The sequence below is a fragment of the Metapseudomonas resinovorans genome, assembly GCF_002003485.1.
Taxonomy (GTDB): Bacteria; Pseudomonadota; Gammaproteobacteria; order Pseudomonadales; family Pseudomonadaceae; genus Metapseudomonas; species Metapseudomonas resinovorans_D.
On the sequence record NZ_BDMA01000013.1, the window covers coordinates 48076 to 74465 of the forward strand.

25 protein-coding genes and 2 pseudogenes are annotated in these 26390 nt (G+C 64.8%); 17 read left to right on the forward strand and 10 right to left on the reverse strand.

The window, feature by feature from the left end; all coding sequences use genetic code 11:
• The first annotated feature begins 58 nt into the window (after positions 1 to 58).
• From nrdR to MnOB_RS03785, 14 genes are all read left to right on the forward strand, one after another.
• Positions 59 to 523 carry a transcriptional regulator NrdR gene (gene nrdR / locus MnOB_RS03720; RefSeq protein WP_069082018.1) on the forward strand — a complete coding sequence of 155 codons (465 nt, stop codon included), beginning with the start codon at positions 59 to 61 and terminating at the stop codon, positions 521 to 523.
• Entirely contained in the window at positions 523 to 1632 is a 1110-nt protein-coding gene (gene ribD, locus MnOB_RS03725) for a bifunctional diaminohydroxyphosphoribosylaminopyrimidine deaminase/5-amino-6-(5-phosphoribosylamino)uracil reductase RibD (protein ID WP_077522157.1), read from the forward strand. Before nrdR ends, ribD begins: the two co-directional genes overlap by 1 nt.
• A gap of 590 nt (positions 1633 to 2222) precedes the next feature.
• Entirely contained in the window at positions 2223 to 2885 is a 663-nt protein-coding gene (locus tag MnOB_RS03730; protein ID WP_077522159.1) for a riboflavin synthase, read from the forward strand.
• A gap of 17 nt (positions 2886 to 2902) precedes the next feature.
• The gene (ribBA, locus tag MnOB_RS03735; protein WP_077522161.1) at positions 2903 to 3997 is read left to right on the forward strand and encodes a bifunctional 3,4-dihydroxy-2-butanone-4-phosphate synthase/GTP cyclohydrolase II; all 1095 of its coding nucleotides are present in this window, start codon (positions 2903 to 2905) and stop codon (positions 3995 to 3997) included.
• A gap of 62 nt (positions 3998 to 4059) precedes the next feature.
• Positions 4060 to 4536 carry a 6,7-dimethyl-8-ribityllumazine synthase gene (ribH, locus tag MnOB_RS03740; RefSeq protein ID WP_016490611.1) on the forward strand — a complete coding sequence of 159 codons (477 nt, stop codon included), beginning with the start codon at positions 4060 to 4062 and terminating at the stop codon, positions 4534 to 4536.
• The gene (gene nusB, locus MnOB_RS03745) at positions 4533 to 5006 is read left to right on the forward strand and encodes a transcription antitermination factor NusB (RefSeq protein ID WP_077522163.1); all 474 of its coding nucleotides are present in this window, start codon (positions 4533 to 4535) and stop codon (positions 5004 to 5006) included. The genes ribH and nusB overlap by 4 nt, the downstream gene beginning before the upstream one ends.
• Before the next feature lie 13 nt (positions 5007 to 5019).
• Positions 5020 to 5988, forward strand: a complete 969-nt coding sequence (gene thiL / locus MnOB_RS03750; protein WP_077522165.1) for a thiamine-phosphate kinase — start codon at positions 5020 to 5022, stop codon at positions 5986 to 5988.
• Positions 5981 to 6481 (forward strand): phosphatidylglycerophosphatase A family protein, encoded by a 501-nt coding sequence (locus tag MnOB_RS03755; RefSeq protein ID WP_077522167.1) that lies wholly within the window; start codon positions 5981 to 5983, stop codon positions 6479 to 6481. Before thiL ends, MnOB_RS03755 begins: the two co-directional genes overlap by 8 nt.
• Before the next feature lie 45 nt (positions 6482 to 6526).
• Positions 6527 to 7282, forward strand: coding sequence for a substrate-binding periplasmic protein (locus tag MnOB_RS03760; protein WP_077522169.1), 756 nt, complete (start codon positions 6527 to 6529; stop codon positions 7280 to 7282).
• Positions 7269 to 7943, forward strand: a complete 675-nt coding sequence (locus tag MnOB_RS03765; RefSeq protein WP_077522171.1) for a retropepsin-like aspartic protease family protein — start codon at positions 7269 to 7271, stop codon at positions 7941 to 7943. Before MnOB_RS03760 ends, MnOB_RS03765 begins: the two co-directional genes overlap by 14 nt.
• 108 nt (positions 7944 to 8051) lie before the next feature.
• Entirely contained in the window at positions 8052 to 8666 is a 615-nt protein-coding gene (gene ribA, locus MnOB_RS03770; RefSeq protein ID WP_077522173.1) for a GTP cyclohydrolase II, read from the forward strand.
• The gene (locus MnOB_RS03775) at positions 8663 to 9082 is read left to right on the forward strand and encodes an MFS transporter (protein ID WP_077522175.1); all 420 of its coding nucleotides are present in this window, start codon (positions 8663 to 8665) and stop codon (positions 9080 to 9082) included. The genes ribA and MnOB_RS03775 overlap by 4 nt, the downstream gene beginning before the upstream one ends.
• Positions 9082 to 9879, forward strand: a complete 798-nt coding sequence (locus MnOB_RS03780) for a cobalamin-binding protein (protein WP_077522177.1) — start codon at positions 9082 to 9084, stop codon at positions 9877 to 9879. The genes MnOB_RS03775 and MnOB_RS03780 overlap by 1 nt, the downstream gene beginning before the upstream one ends.
• Positions 9880 to 9916: 37 nt before the next feature.
• The gene (locus MnOB_RS03785) at positions 9917 to 10093 is read left to right on the forward strand and encodes a hypothetical protein (protein ID WP_234358193.1); all 177 of its coding nucleotides are present in this window, start codon (positions 9917 to 9919) and stop codon (positions 10091 to 10093) included.
• 198 nt (positions 10094 to 10291) lie between these two features.
• Here MnOB_RS03785 and ppa read toward each other — a convergent pair whose 3' ends face one another.
• The 4 genes from ppa to MnOB_RS03805 form a co-directional block, all read right to left on the reverse strand.
• Entirely contained in the window at positions 10292 to 10819 is a 528-nt protein-coding gene (ppa, locus tag MnOB_RS03790) for an inorganic diphosphatase (protein ID WP_016490694.1), read from the reverse strand.
• 78 nt (positions 10820 to 10897) lie between these two features.
• Positions 10898 to 11716, reverse strand: a complete 819-nt coding sequence (locus MnOB_RS03795; protein ID WP_077522179.1) for a M90 family metallopeptidase — start codon at positions 11714 to 11716, stop codon at positions 10898 to 10900.
• A gap of 10 nt (positions 11717 to 11726) precedes the next feature.
• A complete protein-coding gene (locus MnOB_RS03800; protein ID WP_077522181.1) occupies positions 11727 to 12386 on the reverse strand; it encodes a DedA family protein in 660 nt (219 codons plus the stop codon).
• Between the two features lie 269 nt (positions 12387 to 12655).
• Entirely contained in the window at positions 12656 to 13114 is a 459-nt protein-coding gene (locus tag MnOB_RS03805) for a GNAT family N-acetyltransferase (protein ID WP_077522183.1), read from the reverse strand.
• A 187-nt stretch (positions 13115 to 13301) separates the two neighbouring features.
• Between MnOB_RS03805 and MnOB_RS03810 the strand changes: the two genes are divergently transcribed.
• Positions 13302 to 15425 (forward strand): acetyl-CoA hydrolase/transferase C-terminal domain-containing protein, encoded by a 2124-nt coding sequence (locus MnOB_RS03810; RefSeq protein WP_077522185.1) that lies wholly within the window; start codon positions 13302 to 13304, stop codon positions 15423 to 15425.
• A gap of 18 nt (positions 15426 to 15443) precedes the next feature.
• Here MnOB_RS03810 and MnOB_RS03815 read toward each other — a convergent pair.
• From MnOB_RS03815 to eat, 4 genes and pseudogenes are all read right to left on the reverse strand, one after another.
• Positions 15444 to 16668, reverse strand: a pseudogene (locus MnOB_RS03815) (OprD family porin).
• Between the two features lie 232 nt (positions 16669 to 16900).
• Positions 16901 to 17734 (reverse strand): ethanolamine ammonia-lyase subunit EutC, encoded by an 834-nt coding sequence (eutC, locus tag MnOB_RS03820; protein WP_077522187.1) that lies wholly within the window; start codon positions 17732 to 17734, stop codon positions 16901 to 16903.
• 16 nt (positions 17735 to 17750) lie between these two features.
• Positions 17751 to 19145, reverse strand: coding sequence for an ethanolamine ammonia-lyase subunit EutB (locus MnOB_RS03825; RefSeq protein WP_077522189.1), 1395 nt, complete (start codon positions 19143 to 19145; stop codon positions 17751 to 17753).
• 55 nt (positions 19146 to 19200) lie between these two features.
• The gene (eat, locus tag MnOB_RS03830; RefSeq protein WP_199824458.1) at positions 19201 to 20571 is read right to left on the reverse strand and encodes an ethanolamine permease; all 1371 of its coding nucleotides are present in this window, start codon (positions 20569 to 20571) and stop codon (positions 19201 to 19203) included.
• A gap of 293 nt (positions 20572 to 20864) precedes the next feature.
• Between eat and qhpR the strand changes: the two genes are divergently transcribed.
• Positions 20865 to 21917: an AraC-like transcriptional regulator QhpR gene (gene qhpR, locus MnOB_RS03835; RefSeq protein WP_077522193.1), complete on the forward strand. Its 1053-nt coding sequence runs from the start codon at positions 20865 to 20867 to the stop codon at positions 21915 to 21917.
• 235 nt (positions 21918 to 22152) lie between these two features.
• Here qhpR and exaC read toward each other — a convergent pair whose 3' ends face one another.
• Positions 22153 to 23673: an acetaldehyde dehydrogenase ExaC gene (gene exaC / locus MnOB_RS03840; protein WP_077522195.1), complete on the reverse strand. Its 1521-nt coding sequence runs from the start codon at positions 23671 to 23673 to the stop codon at positions 22153 to 22155.
• A gap of 315 nt (positions 23674 to 23988) precedes the next feature.
• Between exaC and MnOB_RS03845 the strand changes: the two genes are divergently transcribed.
• Positions 23989 to 25890: a sigma-54-dependent Fis family transcriptional regulator gene (locus tag MnOB_RS03845; RefSeq protein WP_077522197.1), complete on the forward strand. Its 1902-nt coding sequence runs from the start codon at positions 23989 to 23991 to the stop codon at positions 25888 to 25890.
• Positions 25891 to 26127: 237 nt separating this feature from the next.
• On the opposite strand, the pseudogene MnOB_RS03850 reads toward MnOB_RS03845, so the two are convergent.
• Positions 26128 to 26390 (reverse strand): annotated as a pseudogene (locus MnOB_RS03850) (phosphonoacetaldehyde hydrolase); the annotation flags it as partial.

The following is a 26390-nucleotide window of genomic DNA, read 5'->3' on the forward strand; positions in this document are numbered from 1 at the left end:
CTTGCCCCGGGGATGCGCTACCATGGACCCCCTTTTCTGCAGATGCCCCTCGAACGCCATGCATTGTCCATTCTGCGGCGCCCACGACACCAAGGTCATCGATTCGCGGCTGGTCGCCGAGGGCGACCAGGTGCGCCGCCGCCGGGAATGCCTGGCCTGCGAAGAGCGCTTCACCACCTTCGAAACCGCCGAACTGGTCATGCCCCGGCTGATCAAGCAGGACGGCAGTCGCCAGCCCTTCGACGAGGACAAGTTGCGCGCCGGCATGCAACGCGCGCTGGAGAAGCGTCCCGTAAGCGTAGAGCGTCTGGAGGCAGCCATTGCCCATATCAAGCACAAGCTGCGCGCCACCGGTGAGCGCGAGGTGAAGTCGCGGGTGCTGGGTGAACTGGTGATGCTCGAACTGCAGAAGCTCGACGAAGTCGCCTATATCCGTTTCGCGTCGGTCTATCGCCGCTTCCAGGACCTCAACGAATTCCGCGAGGAAATCGAACGCCTGGCCCGCGAGCCCTCGAAAGACTGATGGCCGCCAGCGATCAGGCCTACATGGCCCGCGCCCTGGAACTGGCGCGCAAGGGTATCTACTCCACCCATCCCAATCCCCGCGTCGGTTGCGTCATCGTGCGTGATGGCCAGGTCGTTGGCGAAGGCTGGCACGTGCGCGCTGGTGAACCCCATGCGGAAGTCCATGCCCTGCGCCAGGCCGGCGAACTGGCCCGCGGTGCCACCGCCTACGTCACCCTCGAACCGTGCAGCCACCATGGCCGCACGCCGCCCTGTGCGGATGCGCTGGTGGCCGCCGGGGTCGGGCGCGTGGTTGCAGCCATGCAGGATCCCAATCCCCAGGTCGCCGGCCGTGGCCTGCTGCGCCTGGCCGATGCTGGCATCGCGGTGGAGAGCAGCGTGCTGGAGGCCGAGGCCCGTGCACTGAATGTCGGCTTCATCAAACGCATGGAACAGGGCTTGCCCTTCGTGCGGGTCAAGCTGGCCATGAGCCTCGATGGCCGCACGGCCATGGCCAGTGGCGAAAGCCAATGGATTACCGGCCCGGCGGCCCGCTCGGCGGTGCAGCGCCTGCGTGCTCGCGCCAGCGTCGTGCTGACCGGCGCCGACACCGTGCTTGCCGATGCCGCACGCCTGACCGTGCGCGCCGACGAGTTGGGGCTCGATTCCGAACTCACTGCGCTGGCGATCAGTCGCCCGCCGCTGCGGGTGCTGGTGGACGGGCGCCTGCGAGTGCCGTTGTCGGCACCGTTCTTCCAGGCGGGCCCGACGCTGGTGGCCACCGCCAACACGGCAGCACAGGTGGCCTATCCAGGCCACGAGCTGCTGGCGCTGCCGGCAGCAGATGGCCGCGTCGACCTGCACAAGCTGTTGCAAGAACTGGCCACTCGTGGCGTCAACGAGGTCCTGGTGGAAGCCGGCCCGAGCCTCGCCGGGGCCTTTGCCCGTGCCGGGCTGGTGGATGAGTACCAGATTTTCATCGCCGCCAAGTTCCTGGGCTCCAGTGCCCGCCCGCTGCTCGACTGGCCGCTGGCACGGATGGCCGAGGCCCAGGAATTGAAGATCCTGGAGATGCGCGCCGTGGGCGACGACTGGCGGGTCATCGCGGTGCCTCGCTCTACTGCCTGATTTTCCCGCTGCCAACATGGCCGAACAGGCCGATGCAAGTTCGCCACGACTGTGATAAAACGCCTGCCAGCCAGCTCAACGCTGGCTGGAACGTTCTCAGGGCGGGGTGCAAGTCCCCACCGGCGGTAATTGCACTGCTTGTGCATAGCCCGCGAGCGCTTACTGGAAATAGTCTGTTCAGGATTGAGCGAGCTAGAGCGAGGCAAGGCAAAAACAGCCGAGGAAGCGGAGTTTACGACTGTAAATGAGCATTCCGAGGCGGTTTTTAACGCCGTATCGCCGACGCGCAGCCAATCCATCCCAGTAAGGTCAGCAGACCTGGTGAGATTCCAGGGCCGACGGTAACAGTCCGGATGAAGAGAGAACGGGATTGCCTGCCTGTGCCAGGGTACGTCCGTGCCTGCCGCCTGCCAGATCCCATTCGATCCGATACGCCCTGTTTTTCACGAAACAGGAGTTACATCGATGTCACTAGCAACAGCCCAGATCCTTCCGGCGCCGGCGGCTTGCCTGCGCGCGGGCGAGGGGTGGGCGCCTATAATGCGTCTTTCGCCGGCTTCGGCCGGTGCGCTGCAAGCTCTGGAGGTCCCATGTTCACCGGCATAATCGAAGCCATCGGCACCATCCGTGCGATCACCCCCAAGGGTGGCGACGTTCGCGTCCTGGTGGAAACCGGCAAGCTGGATCTCGGTGACGTCAAACTGGGCGACAGCATTGCGGTCAATGGCGTCTGCCTCACCGCGGTGGAGCTGCCCGGCAATGGCTTCTGGGCCGACGTCAGCCGCGAAACCCTGGCGCGTACCGCCTTCGACGACCTCAAGCCCGGTAGCCCGGTGAACCTGGAAAAGGCCCTGACGCCCACCAGCCGCCTTGGCGGCCACCTGGTCAGCGGCCATGTCGACGGCATCGGCGAAGTCATCGCACGGGAAGACAATGCCCGCGCCGTGCAATTCAGGATTCGCTCACCGCGTGAACTGGCCAAATACATTGCCTTGAAGGGCTCGATCACCGTCGACGGCACCAGCCTGACGGTGAACTCGGTGAATGGCGCCGAGTTCGAGTTGACCATCGTCCCGCATACCCTGGCCGAGACCATCATGGTCGACTACCACCCGGGTCGCCGCGTGAACCTCGAGGTCGACCTGCTGGCCCGCTACCTGGAGCGCCTGCTGCTGGGCGACAAGGCGGCCGAGCCCCAGTCCTCTGGCCTGACCGAAAGCTTCCTCGCCGAACACGGCTACCTCAAACACTGAATTCAGAAGGAGGGCCCATGGCTCTCAACAGCATCGACGAACTGATCGAAGACATCCGCCAGGGCAAGATGGTCATCCTCATGGATGACGAAGATCGCGAGAACGAAGGCGACCTGATCATGGCCTCCGAATGCGTGCAGGCCGAGCACATCAACTTCATGGCCCGCTTCGCCCGCGGCCTGATCTGCATGCCCATGACCCGCGAGCGCTGCGAGCTGCTGAAGCTGCCGCTGATGGCCCCGCGCAACGGTTCCGGCTTCGGCACCAAGTTCACCGTCTCCATCGAGGCGGCCGAAGGCGTGACCACCGGCATTTCCGCTGCCGACCGCGCGCGCACCGTGCAGGTGGCTGCGGCCAAGGGTGCCAAGGCCGAAGACATCGTCAGCCCCGGCCACATCTTCCCGCTGATGGCCCAACCGGGCGGCGTGCTGGCCCGTGCCGGCCACACCGAGGCGGCCTGCGACCTGGCGCGCATGGCCGGCTTCGAGGCCAGCGGCGTGATCTGCGAGATCATGAACGACGACGGCACCATGTCCCGTCGCCCCGAGCTCGAGGCCTTTGCCGCCGAGCACGGAATCAAGATCGGCACCATCGCCGACCTCATCCACTACCGCCTGATTCACGAGCGCACCGTCGAGCGCATCGCCGAGCAGCCGCTGGACAGCGAACTGGGCCACTTCAACCTGGTGACCTACCGCGACGCCGTGGAAGGCGATGTGCACATGGCGCTGACCCTGGGCAAGATCTGCCCGGAAGAGCCCACCCTGGTGCGGGTGCACAACATGGACCCGCTGCGTGACCTGTTCATGGTCAACCAGGCCGGCCGCTGGAGCCTGCGCGCCGCCATGAAGGAAGTGGCCGCCGCCGGCAGCGGTGTGGTGCTGCTGCTCGGCACCCCGCTTACCGGTCCGCAGCTGCTGGCGCACCTGGAGCGCCAGTTGGGGGCCGAGACCCGGGTCACCAACCCGACGACCTACAGCACCGTCGGTGCCGGATCGCAGATTCTTCGCGACCTCGGAGTGCGCAAGATGCGCCTGATGAGCTCGCCGATGAAGTTCAACGCGATATCCGGTTTCGACCTGGAAGTTGTAGAATACCTGCCCGCTGAATGATCCCGCAGGGCTCCGACCGTCAAGGCCGGGGCCCTCGCTCTTTAATTGACGAGAACTCGCCCATGTCCCTGAAGACCATCGAAGGTACCTTCATCGCCCCCAAAGGCCGCTATGCCCTGGTGGTCGGCCGTTTCAACAGCTTCGTCGTGGAAAGCCTGGTGAGCGGCGCCGTAGACGCCCTGGTCCGCCACGGTGTCAGCGAAAGCGACATCACCCTCATCCGCGCTCCCGGTGCCTTTGAAATCCCGCTGGTAGCCCAGAAGGTCGCCCAGCAAGGCGAGTACTCCGCCATCATCGCCCTCGGCGCGGTCATTCGTGGCGGCACCCCGCACTTCGAATACGTTGCCGGCGAGTGCACCAAAGGCCTGGCCCAGGTTTCCATGGAATTCGGCGTTCCGGTTGCCTTCGGCGTGCTGACCGTCGATTCCATCGAGCAGGCCATCGAGCGTTCCGGCACCAAAGCCGGTAACAAAGGTGCCGAAGCTGCCCTGTCCGCCCTGGAGATGGTGAGCCTGCTGGCTGCCCTGGAGGCCAAGTGAGCAACGCAGACGGTTCGGCGCCCAAGGCACCGAAAGGCAAGATCGCAGCCCGTCGCCAGGCCCGCAGCCTGGCGATGCAGGCGCTCTACTCCTGGCACATCGCCGGTCAGCCGCTCAACGAAATCGAGGCGCAGTTCCGCGTCGACAACGATTTCAGCAGCGTCGATGGCGCCTACTTCCACGAGATCCTGCACGGCGTACCGCGCCAGAAGACCGAGATCGATGCGGCCTTCCTGCCTTGCCTGGACCGTGCCCTCGAAGAAGTGGACCCGGTAGAGCTGGCGATCCTGCGGCTGTCGACCTTCGAACTGATGAACCGCCAGGACGTGCCGTACCGCGTGGTCATCAACGAAGGCATCGAGCTGGCCAAAGTGTTTGGCGCCACCGACGGGCACAAGTTCGTCAACGGCGTGCTGGACAAGCTGGCGCCGCGCCTGCGTGCTGCGGAAGTCCGCGGCGGCAAGCGCTGATTGCAGCTAGCGCGTGGGAGAGTTCGAGCTGATCCGCCGTTTCTTCGCCTCCGCCGCCTGTGCGGCAGGAGGCGAGGGCATTGCCCTTGGCATTGGCGACGACTGCGCCCTGCTGCAACTGCCGGCTGGCGAGCAGCTGGCGATCTCCACCGACACCCTGGTGGCTGGCGTGCATTTTCCGGATGACGCCGATCCCTTCCTCCTTGGCCAGCGTGCCTTGGCCGTTTCCGCCAGCGACCTGGCGGCCATGGGCGCCAAGCCCGTCGCTTTCACCCTTGCCCTGACCCTGCCCGCCGCACGCGCCGACTGGCTCGACGGCTTCGCCCGTGGCCTCTGCGCCATGGCGAGCGGCTGCGGAATCGGCCTGGTTGGTGGCGATACCACTCGCGGGCCGCTGAGCCTTACCCTCACCGTCTTCGGTCGTGTGCCTGCCGGCCAGGCGCTGACCCGCGCCGGTGCGCGTCCGGGAGACCTGCTTTGCGTGGGTGGCAGCCTGGGCGATGGCGGCGGCGCGTTGCCGCTGGTGCTGGGCGAGCTGAAGCACAACGGGCCGGAAGCGGATTACCTGCTGCAACGCTACTGGGCGCCGCAGCCTCAACTGGCCCTCGGCCAGGCGCTGCGCGGACGCGCCACCGCCGCGCTGGACATATCCGACGGCCTGCTCGCGGACTGCGGGCACATCGCCGCCGCGTCGGGCGTCGCACTGTGGGTGGAAGCGGACAAGCTGCCGCTGTCTGCTGCCCTCGAAGGACTCTTTTCCAGGGAATTCGCGCGCAATTGTGCGCTGTCCGGTGGCGACGACTACCGGCTGGCCTTTACCCTGCCCGCCAGTGAGCTGGCCGCCATCCTGGCGGATTGGCCGGAAGTGGCAGTGATCGGTCGCGTGGAAGTCGGGCAGGGCGTGCACCTGCTGGACGCCGCCGGTATCGAATTGCAGCCGCCGGCCCTGGGCTATCAACATTTCGGGAGTCAAGGTGACTGATCGCGAATCGGCCACGCCGCAACCCATTCCCCACTCGGTGTGGAGCAATCCCTGGCATTTCATCGCCTTCGGCTTTGGCTCGGGTACCTTGCCCAAAGCGCCGGGCACCTGGGGTTCGCTGGTGGCGCTGCCTTTCATTCCGCTCTGGCAGCTGCTGCCGGATTGGGGCTACTGGCTGATGCTGGGGCTGACCATGCTGTTCGGCTTCTGGCTGTGCGGCAAGGTCGCCGATGACCTGCGTGTACACGACCATGAAGGGATCGTGTGGGACGAAATGGTCGGCATGTGGATCACCCTCTGGCTGGTGCCAGAAGGCTGGCACTGGCTTTTGTTGGGTTTCCTGGTGTTCCGCGTGATGGACATCCTCAAGCCCTGGCCGATCCGCTGGATCGACCGGCACGTCCACGGCGGCGTGGGCATCATGCTCGACGATGTGCTGGCCGGCGTCTTCGCCTGGCTGGCCATGCAGCTCATTGTCTGGGGTGTGGCCTAGTCTTGTAAGGACCCGTGGTCACGATGAGCTGGTAGAGGACGAGTCATGCGGAGTTGGTTCCTGGCGCTTCTGATCGGTTGCCTGCTGCTCCCCGCAGCGCGAGCCGACGAGCTCCCGTCCAACGAAATCCACCTCGCCAGCGAGGTCTGGCCCGAGCACACAGAAGCGGACGGCAAGGGGCTTGGGTGGGACATCCTGCGCAAGGTCTATGAGCCCGAGGGCATCCAGCTCAAGATTCACTCCGTACCCTATACCCGCTCCATTGGCCTGGTGGAGCGCGGCGAGGCTGACGCCTGGATGGGCTCCTACCGCGATGAAGTGCAGAGCGCCTATTACCCGCGCTGGCACTACGATGCCGACCAGGTCACTGCACTCTCGCTGCGTTCCACCCCGGTGCCTACCCTCGCTACCCTCGGCCAGTACCGCCTGGCCTGGATTCGTGGTTACGACTACCAGGACTACCTGCCCGACCTGAAGCACTTCAAGGAAATCCAGCGGCGCAGCGGCATCCTCTCGATGCTCGAACTCGGACACGTGGATTTCTACATCGATGCCCGCACCGAAGTCGACGATGTGCTGGAGGGTTCCGCCGAGCCCGACAAGTACCGCATCACGCCGCTGATGCGCCTGCCGCTTTACCTGGGCTTCGCCGACACGCCGCGTGGTCGCCGGCTGGCGGACATGTTCGACCGCCGTATGGACGCACTGGTTGCCAGTGGCGAGCTTCGCCCGCTGTTCGTGCGCTGGAAGCAACCCTATGCCTTCGACAAGGAACTGGAGAAACCCCATGTCGCGCCCTGAGTTGTGTATCGCCGCCGTCGTGCTGGCGCTCGCCCCGCTGCTTGCCGACGCTACCCAGGTGCAGGTGGTCGGGCTGTTTCCCGGCGCCGCAGTGCTCAACGTCGATGGCCAGCGCAAGCTGGTGAAAGTCGGGCAGACCGGCCCGGGCGGCGTCCAGGTGATCAGCGCCGACAGCAAGGGCGCGGTGTTGCGGGTCGATGGGGTCGAGCGCAGCTATGGCCTCTCACGCGAATACAATCCGTCCGGCGCTGGCTCCGCAGGTTCCGGCAGCCCGCCGGCACCGCAGAAAGCCCAGCTGAGCATTGCTCGCGGCAATAACGGTCACTACCAGGTGGCCGGCTCCATCGAGGGGCATCCGGTGCAGTTCCTGGTGGACACCGGCGCCACCAGTGTTGCCATGAACGAAAACCAGGCGCGCCGCCTGGGCGTCGACTACCGGGTCAAGGGCCTGCCGATGAAGGCCAGCACCGCCGGTGGCACGGTCAACGCCTGGCGAGTGACCTTCGATCGCATCAAGGTCGGCAGCATCGAAGTGCTGGGTGTGGAAGGCGCGGTGATCGAGGGTGAGGCTCCGGTGGATGTGCTGCTCGGCATGAGCTTCCTGAACCGTGTGCGCTGGCGCGAAGAACAGGGCGTGCTGATGCTGGAGTCCAAGTTCTGAGGCCGCGTGCTTCGAGCCATTCGATACTTATCCCCAACTATTCAATCTGACGTGCCGGTTAGCGCTGCTGCTACAATGCCGGCCTTGCAAATTTCCAGGAGTTTCACGGTGCCTGTCGTATTCGTCGCCGCCTCCCAGCTACCCACTCCGTTCGGCGTGTTCACCATGCATGGCTTCCTCGATGAGGCCAGTGGCAAGGAACATGTCGCACTGACCCTGGGCGATGTGGCCAATGGCGGACCTGTCCTGGGCCGTCTGCACTCCGAGTGCCTGACTGGCGATGCCCTGTTCAGCCTGCGCTGCGATTGCGGCTTCCAGTTGGAAGCGGCCTTGCGCGCCATCGCCGATGCCGGTTGCGGCGTGCTTCTCTACCTGCGTCAGGAAGGCCGTGGCATTGGCCTTCTGAACAAGATTCGCGCCTATGAACTGCAGGACGGCGGTGCCGATACCGTGGAAGCCAACGAGCGTCTTGGCTTCGGCGCCGATCAGCGCGACTACGCCATGTGCCAGCCGATGCTGGAGCACCTGGGCATCACCGCCGTCAAGCTGATGACCAACAACCCCCGCAAGGTCAACGCGCTGGAAAGTTACGGCCTCAACGTGGCCGAACGTGTGCCGCTGCAGACCGGACTGAACAAGCACAATCGCAAGTACCTGGCGACCAAGGCGGGCAAGCTCGGGCATATGCTCGGCAATATGCACCAGGCGGAAGCCGAGTCGTGACCCGCAAGGAAGTCCGTCACCGGCTGGCCCAGGCCTGGTGGCTCCAGGTGGGCTACACCCTGGTGCCGTTGTTCGTCATGGGCTACCTGTTCGGTGACGGCGAGCCGGCACTGCCGGCCCTGCAGATGCCGCTATTCATTGTCGCGCTGGCCTCCATGTTCCTCAGCCTGCCGCTGTTCGCCGGCTACAAGCGCGCCCTGGTGGCGACCGAAGCCGCCCTCGGCCGCGCCGAAGAGCCGGGTGCCTGGCAGGCGTTGGCCCGTCAACGCCGCAAAGCCTTCGTCGCTGCCGGCCTGCCGGCCTGGATAGCCGCGTTGGCAGTGCCCTTCGGGCTCAACGCCGTGGCTCTGATCCTCCTGGCCACGAGCAGCCTGGTCATGCTCTACCTCTACCGAATCCCCCGCCAGCTCGGCTGATGCGCCGACTGCTCGCTTGCCTGCTGCTGTGCCTGGCGCTGCCTGCCACGGCGCAATTGCGGGTGGTCAGCCTGGCACCTTCCCTGACCGAAACCATGCTCGACCTCGGCGCCGGCGATCTGCTGGTGGGCGTGCTCGATGGTGGCGAGCGTCCGGCCATCCTCTCCGGCCTGCCGTCCGTGGGACGTTACGGCCAGCTCCAGGCAGAGAGCCTGCTCAGTCTCAAGCCCGACCTGGTGCTGCTGTGGCCGGACAGTGTCGGCGCTGCCGGCCGTGAGCAGCTGAAGAAACTCTCGGTGCCCCAATTGGTGGTGGAGCCGCGAGACCTGGCGCAACTGGCGCAGTCCTTCATCGAGATCGGCGAGCGCGTGGGCCGCGCCGAACAGGGCCGCCAACTGGCTGCGCGTTTCGAGTCGGGATTGGCAGCCCTGCGCCAGCGTCATCAACGCGATACGCCGCTGAAAGTCTTCTATCAGGTGTGGGACAAGCCGCTGTACACCCTGGGCGGGCGTCAGATCGTCAGCGATGCGCTGAAGGTCTGTGGCGCGGAAAACGTCTTCGCCGACCTGTCGTTGCCGGCACCGCAAGTCGGGATCGAGGCAGTGCTGCAACGTGACCCGGCGGTGATCCTGGTGAGCGAGCCGGACCAGGCCAGGGCGTGGGCGTCCTGGCCGCAACTGGCGGCGGTGAAGAACAAGCAGGTCTGGCCCGTACCGGACCGGGGGCTGGAACGCCCAAGCTTCCAGATGCTGGAGGCGACCGGAAAGTTGTGCCGGTTGCTAGACGCTGCAAGGTAGTGGCGGTAGGAACTATCTCGAATGGACCGATGTAGTCATGGTGGGCGGTCACCTCCTGTTTTACCCCTCCAACTGGCTGCAGGAGTTCACCTACAACATCGCCAAGCGCCGCTCCCGCAATCGCTGGCCGCAGATCGTCACCGAGCGGCTGCGAGCCGACGGCCCCATGACGCGCTTGATCGACCTGGAACGTGAGCGTGGCCTGGATGTGTAACACCAAGCCTTTCAATTACTTGCTCCAGCAAGTCCGCGCCCGCTATGGAAACGGCCCCAGTGTGGTGTTGAGGTCACCTGGCCCGAGTAATCCAGCGGGCGGCCCCAAGTGGCCAGCGGTCGCGCCAATCCCGATTCCAGATTCCTGCAGGCAATAAAAAAGCCGGCTTGTGGCCGGCTTTTCATGAGAGGTCGGGGCTTACTTTTGGTAAGCCGCAACCGCTTTAGTGATTTCAGCGCGGGCAGCGTCAGCGTTGCCCCAGCCTTCTACTTTCACCCACTTGCCTTTTTCGAGGTCCTTGTAGTTCTCGAAGAAGTGCTTGATCTGCTCCAGCAGCAGGGCCGGCAGGTCGGTGTATTCCTTCACGTCCTTGTAGAGAACGCTCAGTTTGTCGTGGGGAACGGCCAGCAGTTTGGCGTCGCCACCGGCTTCGTCGGTCATGTGCAGAACGCCGACCGGACGGGCGCGGATGACGGAACCCGGAGCGACCGGGTAGGGGGTGACGACCAGCACATCCAGGGGGTCGCCGTCGTCAGCCAGGGTGTTCGGGATGTAGCCGTAGTTGGCCGGGTAGAACATCGGGGTGGCCATGAAACGGTCGACGAACAGGCAGTCGCTGTCCTTGTCGATTTCGTATTTGATCGGCGCGTGGTTGGCCGGGATTTCGATGGCGACGTAGATGTCGTTCGGCAGGTCTTTGCCAGCCGGGATCTTGCTGTAGCTCATGGTCAACTCCCAGGGGGTGGGCCAAAAAAGTGGGCGCGATTATAGGCATATTCCAGGGCCGATGCCACGCCGTTGTGCTCATCCATTGGTCGCGTCGCGATAGTCCGGGTGGATGTCCTGGAGGCGCTTGAGACGCCCCAGCGGGTCTTGGCGGTAGAAGGCCTGGAGCTGGCGGTAGACGGCAGGGAAGGCCTGGTCCAGCAGGTCCGGTGCGGTGAAGAAGTACTCGCTGGCGACCGCGAAGAATTCTGCCGGGTCTTCGGCAGCGTACGGGTCGATGGGGGTTTCTGCGTCGGGGTCGCGGTCGAGTTGGGCATTCAGCGCGTCGTAGGCGGTCTGCATGGCCAGGGCCCAGTCGGATTGGCGCATGTCGCGGTGCAGCGGGGGCAGGCCGTTCGCTGCGCCGTTGAGCATGTCGAGCTTGTGGGCCAGTTCGTGGATCACCAGGTTGTAGCCGTCCCAGCCACCGCTCGATTTCACGCCCGGCCAGGCGAGGATGACGGGCCCGTATTGCCAGGCCTCGCCGCTGCGCTCGTCATCGTATTCGTGCTCCACGCCCGCTGCATCGCGGTGGCGTTGGGGGCTGACGAAGTCGTCGGGGTAGAGCACCAGCTCATGAAAGCCTCGATACCAGTCGAGGTCCGGCAGGTGCAGCAGGGGCAGTTGCGCCAGGGTGGCCAGGGTCAGGCGGTCATCGGGGGTGAGCTCGACGCCGGGCAGGCCGGTGATGCGCTTGTCATGCAGGAAGAGCACGCTGCGTTCGCGCAGGCGCCGGTCTTCCGTTTCGTCCAGGCCATCGAGTATCGGCAGGCGCTGGTGCACCCCCTCCCACTGCTGCGGGGTGACCGGGTTGCGGGCGAGGATGCGCTGGCGGCGCCAGCGGCGATAGGACCACATGGCGCTTCGATCAGCTCGAGTGCTCGGCGCCTTTGCTGGCGGGGCGAAAGTGGCTACGGGCGAAGCCTATCAGCATCGGCAGCAGCGAGATGCCGATGATGACGACGATCATCAGCGAAAGGTTCTGCTTGATGAAGGGCACGTTGCCGAAGAAGTAGCCGAGGGTCACCAGGCCACCGACCCAGAGGATGGTGCCCAGCACGCTGAAGCCGAGGAAGCGCGGGTAGGGCATGCGGCCTACGCCGGCAACGAAGGGGGCGAAGGTCCGTACGATGGGCAGGAAACGCGCCAGGGTCACGGTCTTGCCGCCATGGCGGTCGTAGAAGTCATGGGTGCGCTGCAGGTAGTCGCGGCGGAAGATCTTCGAATTCGGATTGCTGAAGAGGCGTTCGCCCGCCGTGCGTCCGACCAGGTAGTTGAGGCTGTCACCGCTGATGGCTGCGACCATCAGCAGGCCGCCCAGCAGCCACGGGTCCATCGCGCCACCGGCACTGACAGCGCCAGCGATGAACAGCAGGGAGTCGCCTGGCAGGAAGGGCGTTACCACCAGGCCGGTCTCGCAGAAGATGACCAGGAACAGAATGGCGTAGATCCAGGTGCCGTAGTTGCTGACCAGCAGATTGAGGTATTGGTCCAGGTGGAGGATGAGGTCGATCGGGTTGAAATCCATGAGGCGCCTTGTGGATAACCGAGGTCGGCGAGCGGGGTATTGGGCGCATTATAGGGACAAGAGCCGTGACAGCGGCGAGTCCGTTGCCGAATGGTGAGCAGCCTGCACGCTGCAACTGTTTCCATTGTTTTCCCGGTGAAGGAATGCGGATAGCCTCCGCGCACCGATCTGGTGCAAAGATGGGGTTCCGGGAGTTCGGGCTGGTCTGGCGCTGAAAGCTTGGCTGACGCAGAAAGGCCCGGCGCACTGGCCGGGCCCATGCAGCGGGTTCAGTCGCTGTTGATTGGCAGGATGTAGTTCTTGAACTCGGTGTCTTCGCGGAAGCCGATGGACTCGTACACCTTGTGCGCCACTTCGTTGTCAACGCTGCTGGAAACGCGCATGCGCACGGCGTTGGTTTCCCGGGCCATCTTCTTCGCGGTCTGCAACAGGCGGTCGGCGACGAGTTGGCGGCGGGCATCCTCGGCGACGTAGATGTCGTTGAGAATCCAGACGCGCTTCAGGGACAGGGAGGAGAAGCTCGGATAGAGCTGACAGAAGCCCATGAGACGAGTGTCATCGTCATCCGGAAAGGCCAGGTAGATCACCGATTCCTTGCGGCTCAGGCGTTTCTCCAGGAACTTTTTCGAGGACTCCGGGAATGGCAGTTCACCGTAGAACTCACGGTACTTCACGAACAGCGGCGTAAGCAGGTCCAGGTGCTCCAGGGTGGCTTGGACGATGCGCATGATGGGCCTCGGTATCTGTGAATGGGCATTATTAGCGATGCAGATGCTGTGCCAGCCAACGTCGTCGATGCTGCACCAGAAATTGTGGAAAACGCAATCCAAGCAAGCGTTTGAATGGTTGGGTGGCGTGAGCAATACCGCCGCCGGCAGGGTCCAACCTTCATCGCTGTACGCCAAGGAGGACGCCATGCTCCGTTGTGCGCTGAATCAGGCCGTCGAACAGGTGCTTGAACGTATCGATGGCCCCATTCGGTTGGGACTGCCGCTCGGCCTCGGCAAGCCCAACCGATTCGTCAATGCGCTTTACCAGCGGATCAAGGCCCTGCCGGAGCGGCAGCTGATCATCTACACCGCCTTGTCCCTGTCCAAGCCGCAGCCCGCCAGCGAACTGGAGCAGCGCTTCAGCGGCCCCTTCCTGCGCCGTGTCTTCGCCGATTACGTCGAGCTCGACTACCTCAGCGACCTGCGATGCGGCGAGTTGCCGCCCAATGTGCAGATCGAGGAGTTCTACCTGCAACCCGGCAGCCAGCTGGATAATCCGCAGGCCCAGCAAAACTACATCAGCCTCAACTACAGCCAGGTGGTTGCCAACCTGCAGCGCAAGGGCATCAACCTGATCGCCCAGATGGTGGCCTCCAGGACGCAAAGCCCCGGCCGCTTCAGCCTCAGCTGCAATCCCGATATCACGCTCGACCTGCTTCCCGGACTCAGCGAGCGCCGGGCCAGGGGCGAGGCCATCGTCATGGTCGCCCAGGAACATGCCGAGCTGCCCTACATGACGGGGCCGGCGGAAGTGGACGCGGCCTGCTTCGACCTGGTGCTGGACCGGGTGGAGCGCAGCCGGCTGTTCTCCACGCCGAACATGCCGGTAAGCACCCAGGACCACGCCATTGGCCTGCACGCCAGCGCCCTGGTGCGCGACGGTGGCACGCTGCAGACGGGAATCGGCGCGATGTCCGACGCGCTGACGGCCGCGTTGCTCGCGCGCCATACCGACAATGCCGCCTACCAGGCGCTGCTGGGGGCCATGGATGTGCCGGGTCGATGGGGTGAGCTGATCAAACGCGAAGGCGGGCTTACGCCCTTCACCCGGGGCCTTTACGCCAACAGCGAGATGTTCCTGTTCGGCCTGCTGGTGTTGATGGAGGCGGGCATCCTGCGCCGCCCGGTGTACGCAGATATCGAGCTGCAGCGCCTGGCCGACGCCGGGGTGCTGGACAGTAACGGTGTGATCGTCGATTTCGACGCCCTGGCCGAGCGATTGCCGCGTGGACTGAATGCCGAAGGACTGGCCTGGCTGCAGCAGCATGGCCTGCTCGACGAAGGCATCCGCTTCGAAGAAGGGCGGCTGCGCCTGCCGAATTGCCGCAGCAGTGCCTGCGATATCCACAACCCCGACCTGATGCCCTATTGGGGCAGGGCCAGCGGGGGGATTCTTGTGCACGGCGGTTTCTTCCTGGGGCCCCAGGTCTTCTACCAGCGCCTTCGCGAACTGGGCGAGGCTCGGCGTGCGCGCATTTCCATGGGGCCCATCAGCCAGATCAACCGACTTTACGGCGATGAGCCGCTCAAACGCCTGCAACGACGCGATGCGCGCTTCATCAACAGCTGTTTCATCGTCACCCTGCTCGGTGCCAGCGCCTCCGATCAGTTGGAAGATGGCCGGGTGATCAGCGGCGTCGGCGGTCAGTACGATTTCGTCGCCCAGGCCCATGAACTCGAGGGCGCCCGCTCCATCCTGATGCTGCGCAGCTGGCGTGAGTCGGGCGGCGTGGTCAGTTCCAACATCGTCTGGGAATACGGTCACGCCACGATTCCCCGACACCTGCGGGACCTGGTGGTTACCGAGTACGGCATCGCCGACCTGCGCGGCAAGAACGACGCCGAGGTGATTGCAGCCCTGCTGCGCATCGCCGACTCGCGATTCCAGAGCGGGCTGATTGCCGAAGCGCAACTGGCCGGCAAGCTGCCCGAGGATTTCGTCCTGGAGCCGGTCTGGCGGCAGAACACGCCCGAGCGGCTGGAAGCGTTGCGCGCGGAGTTCCCCCAGCTGTTTCCCGAGTATCCCCTCGGCTGCGATTTCACCCCGGTGGAGCAGGACCTGCTGCGCGCCCTGCGCTGGCTCAAGCGCAAGCTGAATCTCGGGGAGATCATCGACCTTGGCAGGGCCGCGCTCTTCGACCTGCCCGATCCGAACAGCTTTGCCGGGCACCTTGAGCGAATGGGGCTGCTCACGCCGACGGGCCTGCGTGAGCAGCTGTACCAGAAGCTGGTGCTGACCGGTCTCAAGGCCACTGTCCTAGGCGATTGAGCGGGCGCGGCGACGTCCTCAGAGAATGTTGAGCGGGTACTCGATGAACGCGCGGATTTCGTTGAGGTCCGGGCCCACGTCGTTGTCGGCTCGATAGATGGAGTTGCGCAGCTTGAACGACAGGTCCTTGGCCGCACCGTCCTGCACCACGTACTTGAACTGGTTGAACAGCTCGCGCTCGGTGCCGTCATTCTCGCCACCGGCGACGATGTCGGTGCCGCGAACATAGGCGATCTTGTAGCTCAGGCCGGGGATGCCGTAACCGCCGAAGTCCAGCTCGTAACTGACCTGCCAGGACTGTTCATCTTCAGGTTGAAGTCCGAGAAATACGAGTTGGCCACGTAGATGGTGCTGCCACCGTCGCCGAAGTCGTAGGCGTAGCCGGCATCGCCGGTGTTGCGCTGGTGGGCGAGGATGAAGGCGTGGGCACCGATGCTGTATTTGGCGGCCAGGCTCCACAGGGTGTTCTTGTCGTCCTCGCCGTCGCCACCGAAGGCAAGCCCGGCGACGGAGCCGTCGTCGTATTGGGTGCGGTAGATGTTGAAGTCGAAGTTCAGTGCCTGTTCATCGGTGAAGGGGATGTTGTAGTTCAGGTTGGCGTAGTACTTCCTGAACATGTCCTCCACATCGGAGTGGTACAGCGCCAGGCTGAAATTGTCGCTGACGAGGTAGCTGCCGCCGACCACATCGATGCTCTTCAGGTGGTTGGGGTCGCGCGCCGGGTCGCCCATGGGGCTGTCTCCGGTGAAGCGGCCGACGTTCAGTTCCAGCCCCTCGATTTCCTTGCTGGTCAGCAGGGTGCCGGTGAAGGCCTGGGGCAGCAGGCGGCTGTCGTCATGGGCCAGTACCGGCAGGCTGGGGAACTGGTTGCCGTACTTGAGCACGGTGCTGGAGACACGCAGCTTCACCACGCCACCGGCCTCGGAGAGGTCATCCACCGGATGGCCGTCGCTGTCGGTGTCGAAGAAGGCGGCATAGTTGCGGCCACGGCCGCTGTCGAGCTTCACGCCCAGCAGGCCATAGGCGTCGACGCCAAAACCGATGGTGCCCTGGGTGAACCCCGATTCGAAGGTGGCGATGAAGCCCTGGCGTCGTTGACGCCATCCTTGAAGTCGCGGTTGAAGTAGGCGTTGCGCAGCAGCGTGGCGTCGGCGTCTTCGACGAAACCCTGGGATTCGGACTGTTCGCTCGCCACGGCGGGAAGACCGAGGACAGCGGAAACCGCCAGCGCCAGGGCGCTCAGTTAGGTCGCTTGCATCGCGGCTGCTCCTGATGGTGCTCGTGGCTGCCGACTTCTGGGGCGGCTTGATTTTTTCTAGCCGACGAACAGGTGCCTCGCGCTGCGCTGCGACCAGCGGTGCAGAGCGGTCGCATGGGCAGGTCGATTGGATGCCGCGAATCGAAGATGGCCGGTGGCGGCCGCGAGGGCTGGAGCGGGCGTGGAGGTACCCCGGCGGCGCGTCTGCGCCGCGGGTTCAGTGGTGGTCGGTGGCCAGCAGGAAGTTGCCGGCCAGGGCGCGATCCGGCTCCCCGGACAGGCTGGGTACTTCGGCCTCGTCCTTCAGGTTGACCCCGGACAACTGACGGCGACAGGCCTCGCGCATCAGGTAGAGCAGGCGGTGGGCGGCCATGCCGTAGCTGAGACCCTCCAGGCGCACGTTGGAAATGCAGTTGCGATAGGCATCGGTGAGCCCCACTTTCGGCGCCCAGGTGAAGTACAGGCCGAGGCTGTCGGGCGAGCTGAGGCCGGGACGTTCGCCGATCAGGATCACCACCATCTTCGCGCCGAGCAGTTCGCCAATTTCATCGGCCACCGCCACGCGCCCTTGTTGCACCAGCACCACCGGCGAGAGCGACCAGCCTTCGGCCGTGGCCTGTTCTTCCATGCGCTCCAGGAAGGGCAGGCTGTGGCGTTGCACGGCGAGGGCGGAGAGACCGTCGGCCACCACCACCGCGAGGTCGTAGCCATTGGGGTTGGCCTGGGCATGCTCCTGCAGTTTTTCGCGCGAGGCCGCATCCAGGCGCCGACCGAGGTCCGGGCGTTGCAGGTAGGTGTCGCGGTCCGTCGCGGCGCTGTGCAGCAGCAGGGTGTCACGGCCGCGTTCGGCCAGTGAGGCACTGAGGCCCGCGTGGTCGAACGGCAGGTGTACCGCGTCCCGCGCCTGGGCGTGGGCGTACTGGAAATTCAGCTGCGCGTGGGTGGGCAGGCTGATGCCGGCGCGACCCAGGGCGATGCGCGCCGGGGTGAGGCGGCGCAGCTCTTCCCAAGGGTTGGCGGTGTGGCCGGAGGTGGGGCGTGGAGTTTTCATACATCTCTCCTCGGGGTCAGGCCAGTCGTGCGATGGCCTGACGGAAGGCCGGCGGGAGCTGGTCGCCGAGGATCACTCGGCCATCGCTCTGCACCAGGATTCCCATGCGTTCCAGCCAGGTCTCGAACTCCGGTGCCGGCTTCAGGCCCAGGCTCTGCCGGGCATAGAGGGCGTCATGGAAGGAGGTGGTCTGGTAATTGAGCATCACGTCGTCGGAACCGGGGATGCCCATGATGAAGTTGATGCCGGCGACGCCAAGCAGCGTCAGCAGGGTGTCCATGTCGTCCTGGTCGGCTTCGGCGTGGTTGGTGTAGCAGATGTCGCAGCCCATGGGCACGCCGAGCAGCTTGGCGCAGAAGTGGTCTTCCAGGCCGGCGCGGATGATCTGCTTGCCGTTGTAGAGGTATTCCGGGCCGATGAAGCCGACCACGGTGTTCACCAGGAACGGGTTGAAGTGCCGGGCAACCGCATAGGCGCGGGTCTCGCAGGTCTGCTGGTCGACGCCGTGGTGGGCGTTGGCCGACAGCGCACTGCCCTGGCCGGTCTCGAAGTACATCAGGTTGTTGCCCAGGGTGCCGCGCTTCTGCGACAGGCCGGCTTCGTAGCCTTCCTGGAGAATCTTCAGGCTGATGCCGAAGCTGGCGTTGGCCGCCTCGGTACCGGCGATGGACTGGAACACCAGGTCCAGCGGCACACCGCGCTCGATGGCGGCGATGGAGGTGGTGACGTGGGTCAGCACGCAGGCCTGGGTGGGGATCTCGTAGCGCTGGATGATCGCATCGAGCATTTCCAGCATCGCGCAGATGGAGGAGATGCTGTCGGTGGCCGGGTTGATGCCGAGCATGGCGTCGCCGTTGCCATAGAGCAGGCCATCGAGAATGCTCGCGGCGATGCCGGCGGGTTCGTCGGTCGGATGGTTGGGCTGCAGGCGGGTGGAGAGCCGGCCGCGCAGGCCCATGGTGTTGCGGAAGCGGGTGATGACGCGAATTTTCTGCGCCACCAGTACCAGGTCCTGCACGCGCATGATCTTCGACACGGCGGCGGCCATCTCCGGCGTCAGGCCCTTGGCCAGGGCGCGCAGGCTTGCTTCGTCGGCGTGTTCGCTGAGTAGCCAGTCGCGGAATCCGCCCACGGTGAGGTGGCTGACCGGGTCGAAGGCTGCGCGGTCGTGGCTGTCGATGATCAGCCGCGTGACCTCGTCTTCTTCGTAGGGAATCAGCGCCTCGTCGAGGAAGTGCTTGAGGGGAATGTCGGCCAGGGCCATCTGCGCGGCGACCCGTTCGCCGTCGCTGGTGGCGGCTACACCGGCGAGGTAGTCGCCGGAGCGCGCCGGGCTGGCCTTGGCCATGACTTCCTTGAGGCTGTCGAAGCGCCAGGTTTCGCCGCCGACGCTGTGGGAAAAACTGCTCACTCGAAGCTCTCCTTGATAAGGCGCCCCAGCTTTCTTGCACTGGGGCGCGAGAGGGTCAGGCGCGGTTCAGCAGGGCATCGGCCGGTGCGCTGGCGCGATGGTGGGCGGTGAGCTGGAAGTAGATATACCCCGCCGCCATGAAGCCAAGGAAGATGAATCCGATCAAGGTGTTGAACCAGGCCATCGCCAGCAGGCAGACCACGGCCAGTACCAGGGCGATGGCTGGAACCACCGGATAGCCCGGCGCGCGGAAGGTGCGCTCCAGGTTCGGTTCGCTGGCGCGCAACTTGAACAGGCTGAGCATGCTGATGATGTACATCACGATGGCGCCGAACACGCTCATGGTGATCATCGCGGCGGTCAGGGTCATGCCCTGCAGGTTCACCAGGCCGTCGCTGTAGATGGCGGCGATGCCCACCACGCCGCCGGCGATGATGGCGCGGTGCGGAGTCTGGAAGCGTGACAGCTTGGCCAGGCCACGGGGCAGGTAGCCGGCGCGGGCCAGGGCGAAGAACTGGCGCGAGTAACCGAGGATGATGCCGTGGAAGCTGGCCACCAGGCCGAACAGACCGATCCACACCAGCATGTGCATCCAGGTGGAGTCGTTGCCGACCACGGCTTTCATGGCCTGGGGCAGCGGGTCGTTGATGTTCGACAGTTCGCGCCAGTCGCCCACGCCACCGGCCATGATCATCACGCCGATGGCGAGGAATACCAGAGTCAGGATGCCGGCGATGTAGGCGCGCGGGATGGTGCGTTTCGGGTCCTTGGCTTCTTCGGCCGCCATGGCTGCGCCCTCGATCGCGAGGAAGAACCAGATGGCGAAGGGAATGGCGGCGAAGATGCCGGAGATGGCCTCGCCGCTGAATTCATTGGAACCGGCCCAGCCGTTGAGGACGAAGTTGGAGAAGCTGAAGCCAGGCGCCACTACGCCCATGAACACCAGCAGTTCGGCCACGGCCAGCACGGTGACCACCAGCTCGAAGGTGGCGGCGATGCTGACGCCGAGGATGTTCAGGGTCATGAAGATGATGTAAGCACCCACGGCCGCATGCTTTGGATCCAGACCCGGGTACTGCACGTTGAGGTAGGCGCCGATGGCCATGGCGATGGCTGGTGGGGCGAAGACGAACTCGATCAGGGTGGCGATCCCGGCGATCAGTCCGCCCTTCTCACCGAAGGCACGGCGGCTATACGCGAAGGGTCCGCCCGCGTGGGGAATGGCCGTGGTCAGCTCGGTGAAGCTGAAGATGAAGCAGGTGTACATGGTGGCTACCAGCAGGGCGGTAACCAGGAAACCGAGGGTGCCGGCGGTACCCCAGCCGTAGCTCCAGCCGAAGTATTCACCGGAGATCACCAGGCCGACGGCGATGCCCCAGAGGTGCAAGGTGCCGAGCGTTGGTTTTAGTTGTGTTGTGCTCATCAGGACTCCTCGCCCTTGGGGGCGTCGTTGGTGGATGACCAGGCTCGATCTTATCCAGCGACTCTCCGCAGGACTTGACCGTGGAACGCCGTGTGCGGTCTGTGCGGTCAAGTTGTGTCCCTTTGTTACCCATCGCCCCACGGGCCCTGCTCCGACGTGGGGCGAGCCTTTGGAAAATGCCCGCAATTGGCCCGCAGATGCCGTCCTGAAAGGCCTGCGGAGGCTCTGGCTGAAGACCGGGGCGAGGGCATGGGTTTTGCTTGTTTGTCCGTTCAAAAAAGAATCGGTGGACCGTGATGAATCCGTCCCTGTTTTCCAGCGCCAGCCTGCAGGCATCCGCCGCGAGCAACGTCGGTGTGCTCTCGGCTGCCGCCAGCGGTCTCGACCGTTTCATCACCGGCCACGGCGGTGACCTGGACCGCATCTTCGGCCGCGCCGGGATCGATCCGGAACAGCTGCGGCACCCGACCCTGAGCCTGGCCCTGACCAACTACTGCCAGGTGCTGGAAGAGGCTGCGCGACAATCCGGCTGCGACAATTTCGGCCTGCGCTACGGTCAGCAATTCCAACCCCGCGACCTCGGCTTGCTGGGCTATGTCGGGCTGTTCTCGAACACCCTGGAAGAGGCGCTGAAGAACTTCGCCGCGGCCTTCCCCTATCACCAGCACAGCACCCTGATCCGCCTGGTGGATTGCGGCGAGTGCTACCGCTTCGATTACCAGGTCCGCCATGGCGCGATCCTCGATCGCCGCCAGGATGCCGAGCTGACCATGGGCATGGCGCTCAACCTGGTCCGTCATGCGCTGGGCCGTGACTGGGCACCGCGCGCGGTGGCCTTCGAACACGAACGACCCGAGGGCTGGCAGGAACATAGCCAGGCATTCGGTGCGCCGGTGCAGTTCGGCCGGCCGTGCAATTTCCTGTTGGTGCCCAAGGGGGATATACAGGGCAGGCTGATGCCCGAGCGTGATCCCAATCTGCTGTTCCTGTTCCAGGATGTGATTCGTAGGCTGGGCGAGCAGGGCGCGGGGCCGAACCTGCTGGAAGAAGCCGGCACGCAGATTCGCCTGGCTTTGGCATTGGGCGAGCCCTGCCTGGAACAGATCGCCGAGCGCCTGGAGCTGACCCCGGCGGCCCTGCAGCGCCGCTTGCGCGAAGAGGGCCTGAGCTTCAGTCAACTGGTGGAACAGACCCGCCGCGATTTGGCGCTGCATTACCTGCGTCAACGCCAGCGGCCCATTTCCGAACTGGCCCCCTTGCTCGGCTACTCCGAAACCAGCGCCTTCTCCCGTGCCTTCCGCCGGTGGTTCGGCGTGAGCCCGAGGCAGTGGCGCGGGGATGAGCGCTGAGACCTGGATAACCTCCAGTGGGGTAGGGCGGAGCAGGCGCGAGTCACCCCTCTCCACTTCAGGGAGAGGGGCCGGGGGAGAGGGTGAATGCACCTGCTCGGAGTCCGAATGGCAGCCCTTCGGCCTGCTTGGCGAATGAATTCGCCCCTACAGGTTTAGCGCCCGGGGTGAGGGTGTAGGAGCACCCATAAAAAAACGCGGCCGAGGCCGCGTTTTTTTCGTTACTTGCCGAGTATCAGAAGAAGCCCAGCGGATTGATGTCGTAGCTCACCAGCAGGTTCTTGGTCTGCTGGTAGTGGTCGAGCATCATCTTGTGGGTTTCGCGGCCGACGCCGGACTTCTTGTAGCCACCGAACGCGGCGTGCGCCGGGTACAGGTGGTAGCAGTTGGTCCACACACGGCCGGCCTTGATGCCACGGCCCATGCGGTAGGCGCGGTTGATGTCGCGGGTCCACAAACCGGCACCGAGGCCGAACTCGGTGTCGTTGGCGATCGCCAGGGCTTCGGCTTCGTCCTTGAAGGTGGTGACACCCACCACCGGGCCGAAGATTTCTTCCTGGAACACACGCATCTTGTTGTGGCCCTTCAGCAGGGTCGGCTGGATGTAGTAACCGGTAGACAGGTTGCCTTCCAGTTTTTCCACCGAGCCGCCGGTGAGCACTTCGGCGCCTTCCTGCTGGGCGATATCGAGGTAGGAGAGGATCTTCTCGAACTGCTGCTGCGAAGCCTGGGCGCCGACCATGGTGTCGGTATCCAGCGGGTCGCCGCGCTTGATGGCTTTGACCTTCTTCATCACCTCGGCCATGAATGCCGGGTAGATGGATTCCTGCACCAGGGCGCGGGACGGGCAGGTACAGACTTCACCCTGGTTGAAGAAGGCCAGAACCAGACCTTCGGCAGCCTTTTCGATGAAGGCCGGCTCGGCCTGCATGATGTCTTCGAAGTAGATGTTCGGGCTCTTGCCGCCCAGCTCCACGGTGGAGGGGATGATGTTCTCGGCGGCACATTTGAGGATGTGCGAACCCACCGGGGTGGAGCCGGTGAAGGCGATCTTGGCGATGCGCTTGCTGGTGGCCAGGGCTTCGCCCGCTTCCTTGCCGAAGCCTTGCACCACGTTGAGCACGCCGGCCGGCAGCAGGTCGCCGATGAGCTCCATCAGCACGGAAATGCCCAGCGGTGTCTGCTCGGCAGGTTTCAGCACCACGCAGTTGCCGGCAGCCAGGGCCGGGGCCAGCTTCCACGCGGCCATCAGCAGCGGGAAGTTCCACGGGATGATCTGGCCGACCACGCCCAGCGGTTCGTGGATGTGGTAGGCAACCGTGCCTTCGTTGATCTCGGCGGCGCCGCCTTCCTGGGCGCGGATGCAGCCGGCGAAGTAGCGGAAGTGGTCGACGGCGAGTGGGATGTCGGCGTTCAGGGTTTCCCGCACGGCCTTGCCGTTGTCCCAGGTTTCGGTGACGGCCAGGACTTCCAGGTTCTGCTCGATGCGGTCGGCGATCTTCAGCAGGATGTTCGAGCGATCCTGTACCGAAGTGCGACCCCAGGCATCGGCCGCGGCATGGGCGGCATCCAGGGCTTTCTCGACGTCTTCGGCAGTGGAACGGGGGAATTCGGCGATCGGCTGGCCATTCACCGGCGAGGTATTGGTGAAGTACTGACCCTTGACCGGGGCGACGAACTCGCCACCGATGTAGTTGCCGTAGCGGGACTTGAAGGAAACGACAGCGCCGGGGGTACCGGGTTGGGCGTAACGCATGGTGTTTCTCCTGTCTCTTGTTTTGTTGGAGATAACGCAGGGTGGCGTATGTCTTCCACAGAGCAAGGGTTGGGCCATGGCGTGGAAAGCACCGTTCCAGAGCGGTTCTTGCGCCGCGCCCTTGAGGTGCTGGCGGGCGCATGTGGCATGCCTGCCACAGTTGAGGGTGACACTTTGTCACGCATCTGGCACAGCAGGTGACCAGTGGGTCAGGGGACCATTGCAAAGGCCCCTTTGCTGGAGGATGCTGCGTCGACGCGAATGCCGTTCCACGGCCCGGGCTGCCTCCCGGAAGCGCGCAGGAGAAGAACAACAATGCAGAATCCTCTCAGCCGTCACGCCCAACAAGTGATGACCCTGGCACAGGGGAAGGCGCAGGCCAGCGGGCCGGCGGCCGACCCTTCGATTGCTCGCTCCTGGCTGCGCTGCCTGGAGGACCACCACCTCGATCCCTCCCAGCCGGTGGCGCCCACGGTGCTGGAGCACGGCCGCATGCTCGAATGCCGCGAGCGCATGCAGCAGGTGCTGGAGGTGGCCAATGGCGAGATGAACAATCTCTACCGGCAACTCTCCGGGGCCGGCCACGCAGTGCTGCTGACTGACGCCCGCGGGGTGATCCTCAACTGTGTCACCGCCCATGCCGAAAGACCCGCCTTCGAACGCGCCGGGCTCTGGCTCGGCGCCGACTGGAGCGAATCCAGCGAGGGCACCAACGGCATCGGCACCTGCGTGGTGGAGCGCCAAGCGCTGACCATCCACCAGGACGAACATTTCCGCAGCCGCCATACCGGCCTCACCTGTTCCGCCAGCCCGGTGTTCGACCCGCAGGGCGAGCTGATGGCGGTGCTCGATGTGTCCTCTGCACGGCACGATGTTTCGCGCCAGAGCCAGTTCCACACCATGGCGCTGGTCAACCTCTCGGCGAAGATGATCGAGAGCTGCTATTTCCTGCGCCGTTTCGAAGGCAATTGGCTGCTGCGTTTCCACTTGCAGGCCGAGTACATTGGCCTGTTCAGCGAGGGGCTGCTGGCGTTCGATGGGGAAGGGCGCGTCAGTGCGGTGAACCAGAGTGCAATCAACTTGCTGGGCTTGCCTCGTGAACGCCTGATCGGCCAACCGGTGGAAGCCTTCTTCGATTGCCGTCTCGACGATCTGCTCGGCCGCGCTACTCCGCAGCCGGTGACCAGTTGGCCGCTGCGCACGCGCAATGGTCGCTCCCTGTTCGCTGCTCTGCGCGGCGAGTCACGTAGCGTTGCGCAGCCCGTACCGCTGGAGCCGCCGAAGCCCACGCGCCCGGGTATCTGCCTGGGCGATGCTGCACTCCAGAACGATTTCCGCCGGGCATTGCGCGTGTACGAACGCGATGTGCCGGTGCTAATCAATGGCGAAACAGGTTCCGGCAAGGAGGCCTTCGCCCGTGCATTGCACCAGGCCAGCTCCCGTGCCGAGCGACCCTTCGTGGCGCTGAACTGTGCCGCGATTCCGGAAACCCTGATCGAGAGCGAGCTGTTCGGCTATCGAGGCGGCAGCTTCACCGGCGCCCGCAAGGAAGGCATGCGCGGCAAGCTGCAGCAGGCCGACGGCGGCACCCTGTTCCTCGACGAGATTGGCGATATGCCGCTGGCGCTGCAGACCCGTCTTCTGCGCGTGCTGGAGGAGCGCCAGGTGGTACCCATCGGCGGCGAGCCGCTGTCGGTCGATGTGCGCATCATCAGCGCCACCCACCGCGAGCTGGAGGAGCGTGTGCGCAGCGGAGGCTTCCGTGAGGACCTCTTCTATCGTCTGAACGGCCTGGTCCTCGACCTGCCGCCCCTGCGCGATCGCAGCGACAAGCCGGAGCTCCTGCACTACCTGCTGGCGGATGAGGCACGCGGGATGCGTATCGTCCTTACCGAAGAAGCTCGCCAGGCACTGCTCGACTACCACTGGCCGGGCAACGTGCGGCAGATGCGCAACGTGCTGCGGACCCTGGCGGCGCTGTGCGAGGACGGCATCATTCGCATGGCAGACCTGCCTCGCGAGGTAGTGCGAGCGGCTCCCTCAGCCGTCGTGCCGGAGCCGGTGGCGAGCCCACTGGGCGATGCCGAGCGCACCGCCTTGCTCAATGCGCTGGACAGCCAGCGCTGGCACATGACCCGCACCGCCGAACAACTCGGCATCAGCCGCAATACCCTGTACCGGAAGCTTCGCAAGCACGCCATCGCTACGCGGGGGTAGACGTCGCGGAACCGTTGTAGGGGCGAATTCATTCGCCAACCGGTCCGTAGGGCCGGCCTTCGGAATTGCCGGGGGACGCTGCCCATCCCTTGGCGAATAAATTCGCCCCTACAGGTTCATTACCGACCGCCCTGCAACGCAAAAGCCCGGCCCCTTTTCAGGGGCCGGGCTTTTTCATGAGAGGTGCGGGCATCCTTGCCCGCCGGGGGAGGGGCCGACGGCTGACCCCGCTTCCAATCAGCTGGACTGGGGCATCTCGCCACGGGCCAGGCGCTTGTTGATGTCGTCGATCACCTCTGGCAGCTCGGCGATGGTGTCGATCAGGTAGTGCGGGCGGGAGCCTTCGAACATCTGGCCGATGCGCGCGCGCTCCTGGTCCAGCTTGTCTTTCGGCAGTGCCTTGAACTGTTCGTAGGTCAGGCCCAGGGCATTGCCCGAACAGGTCAGGGCCACGGTCCACATGCCGGCGCTGCGGCCTTCGAGGATGCCCGGCCAGGTGT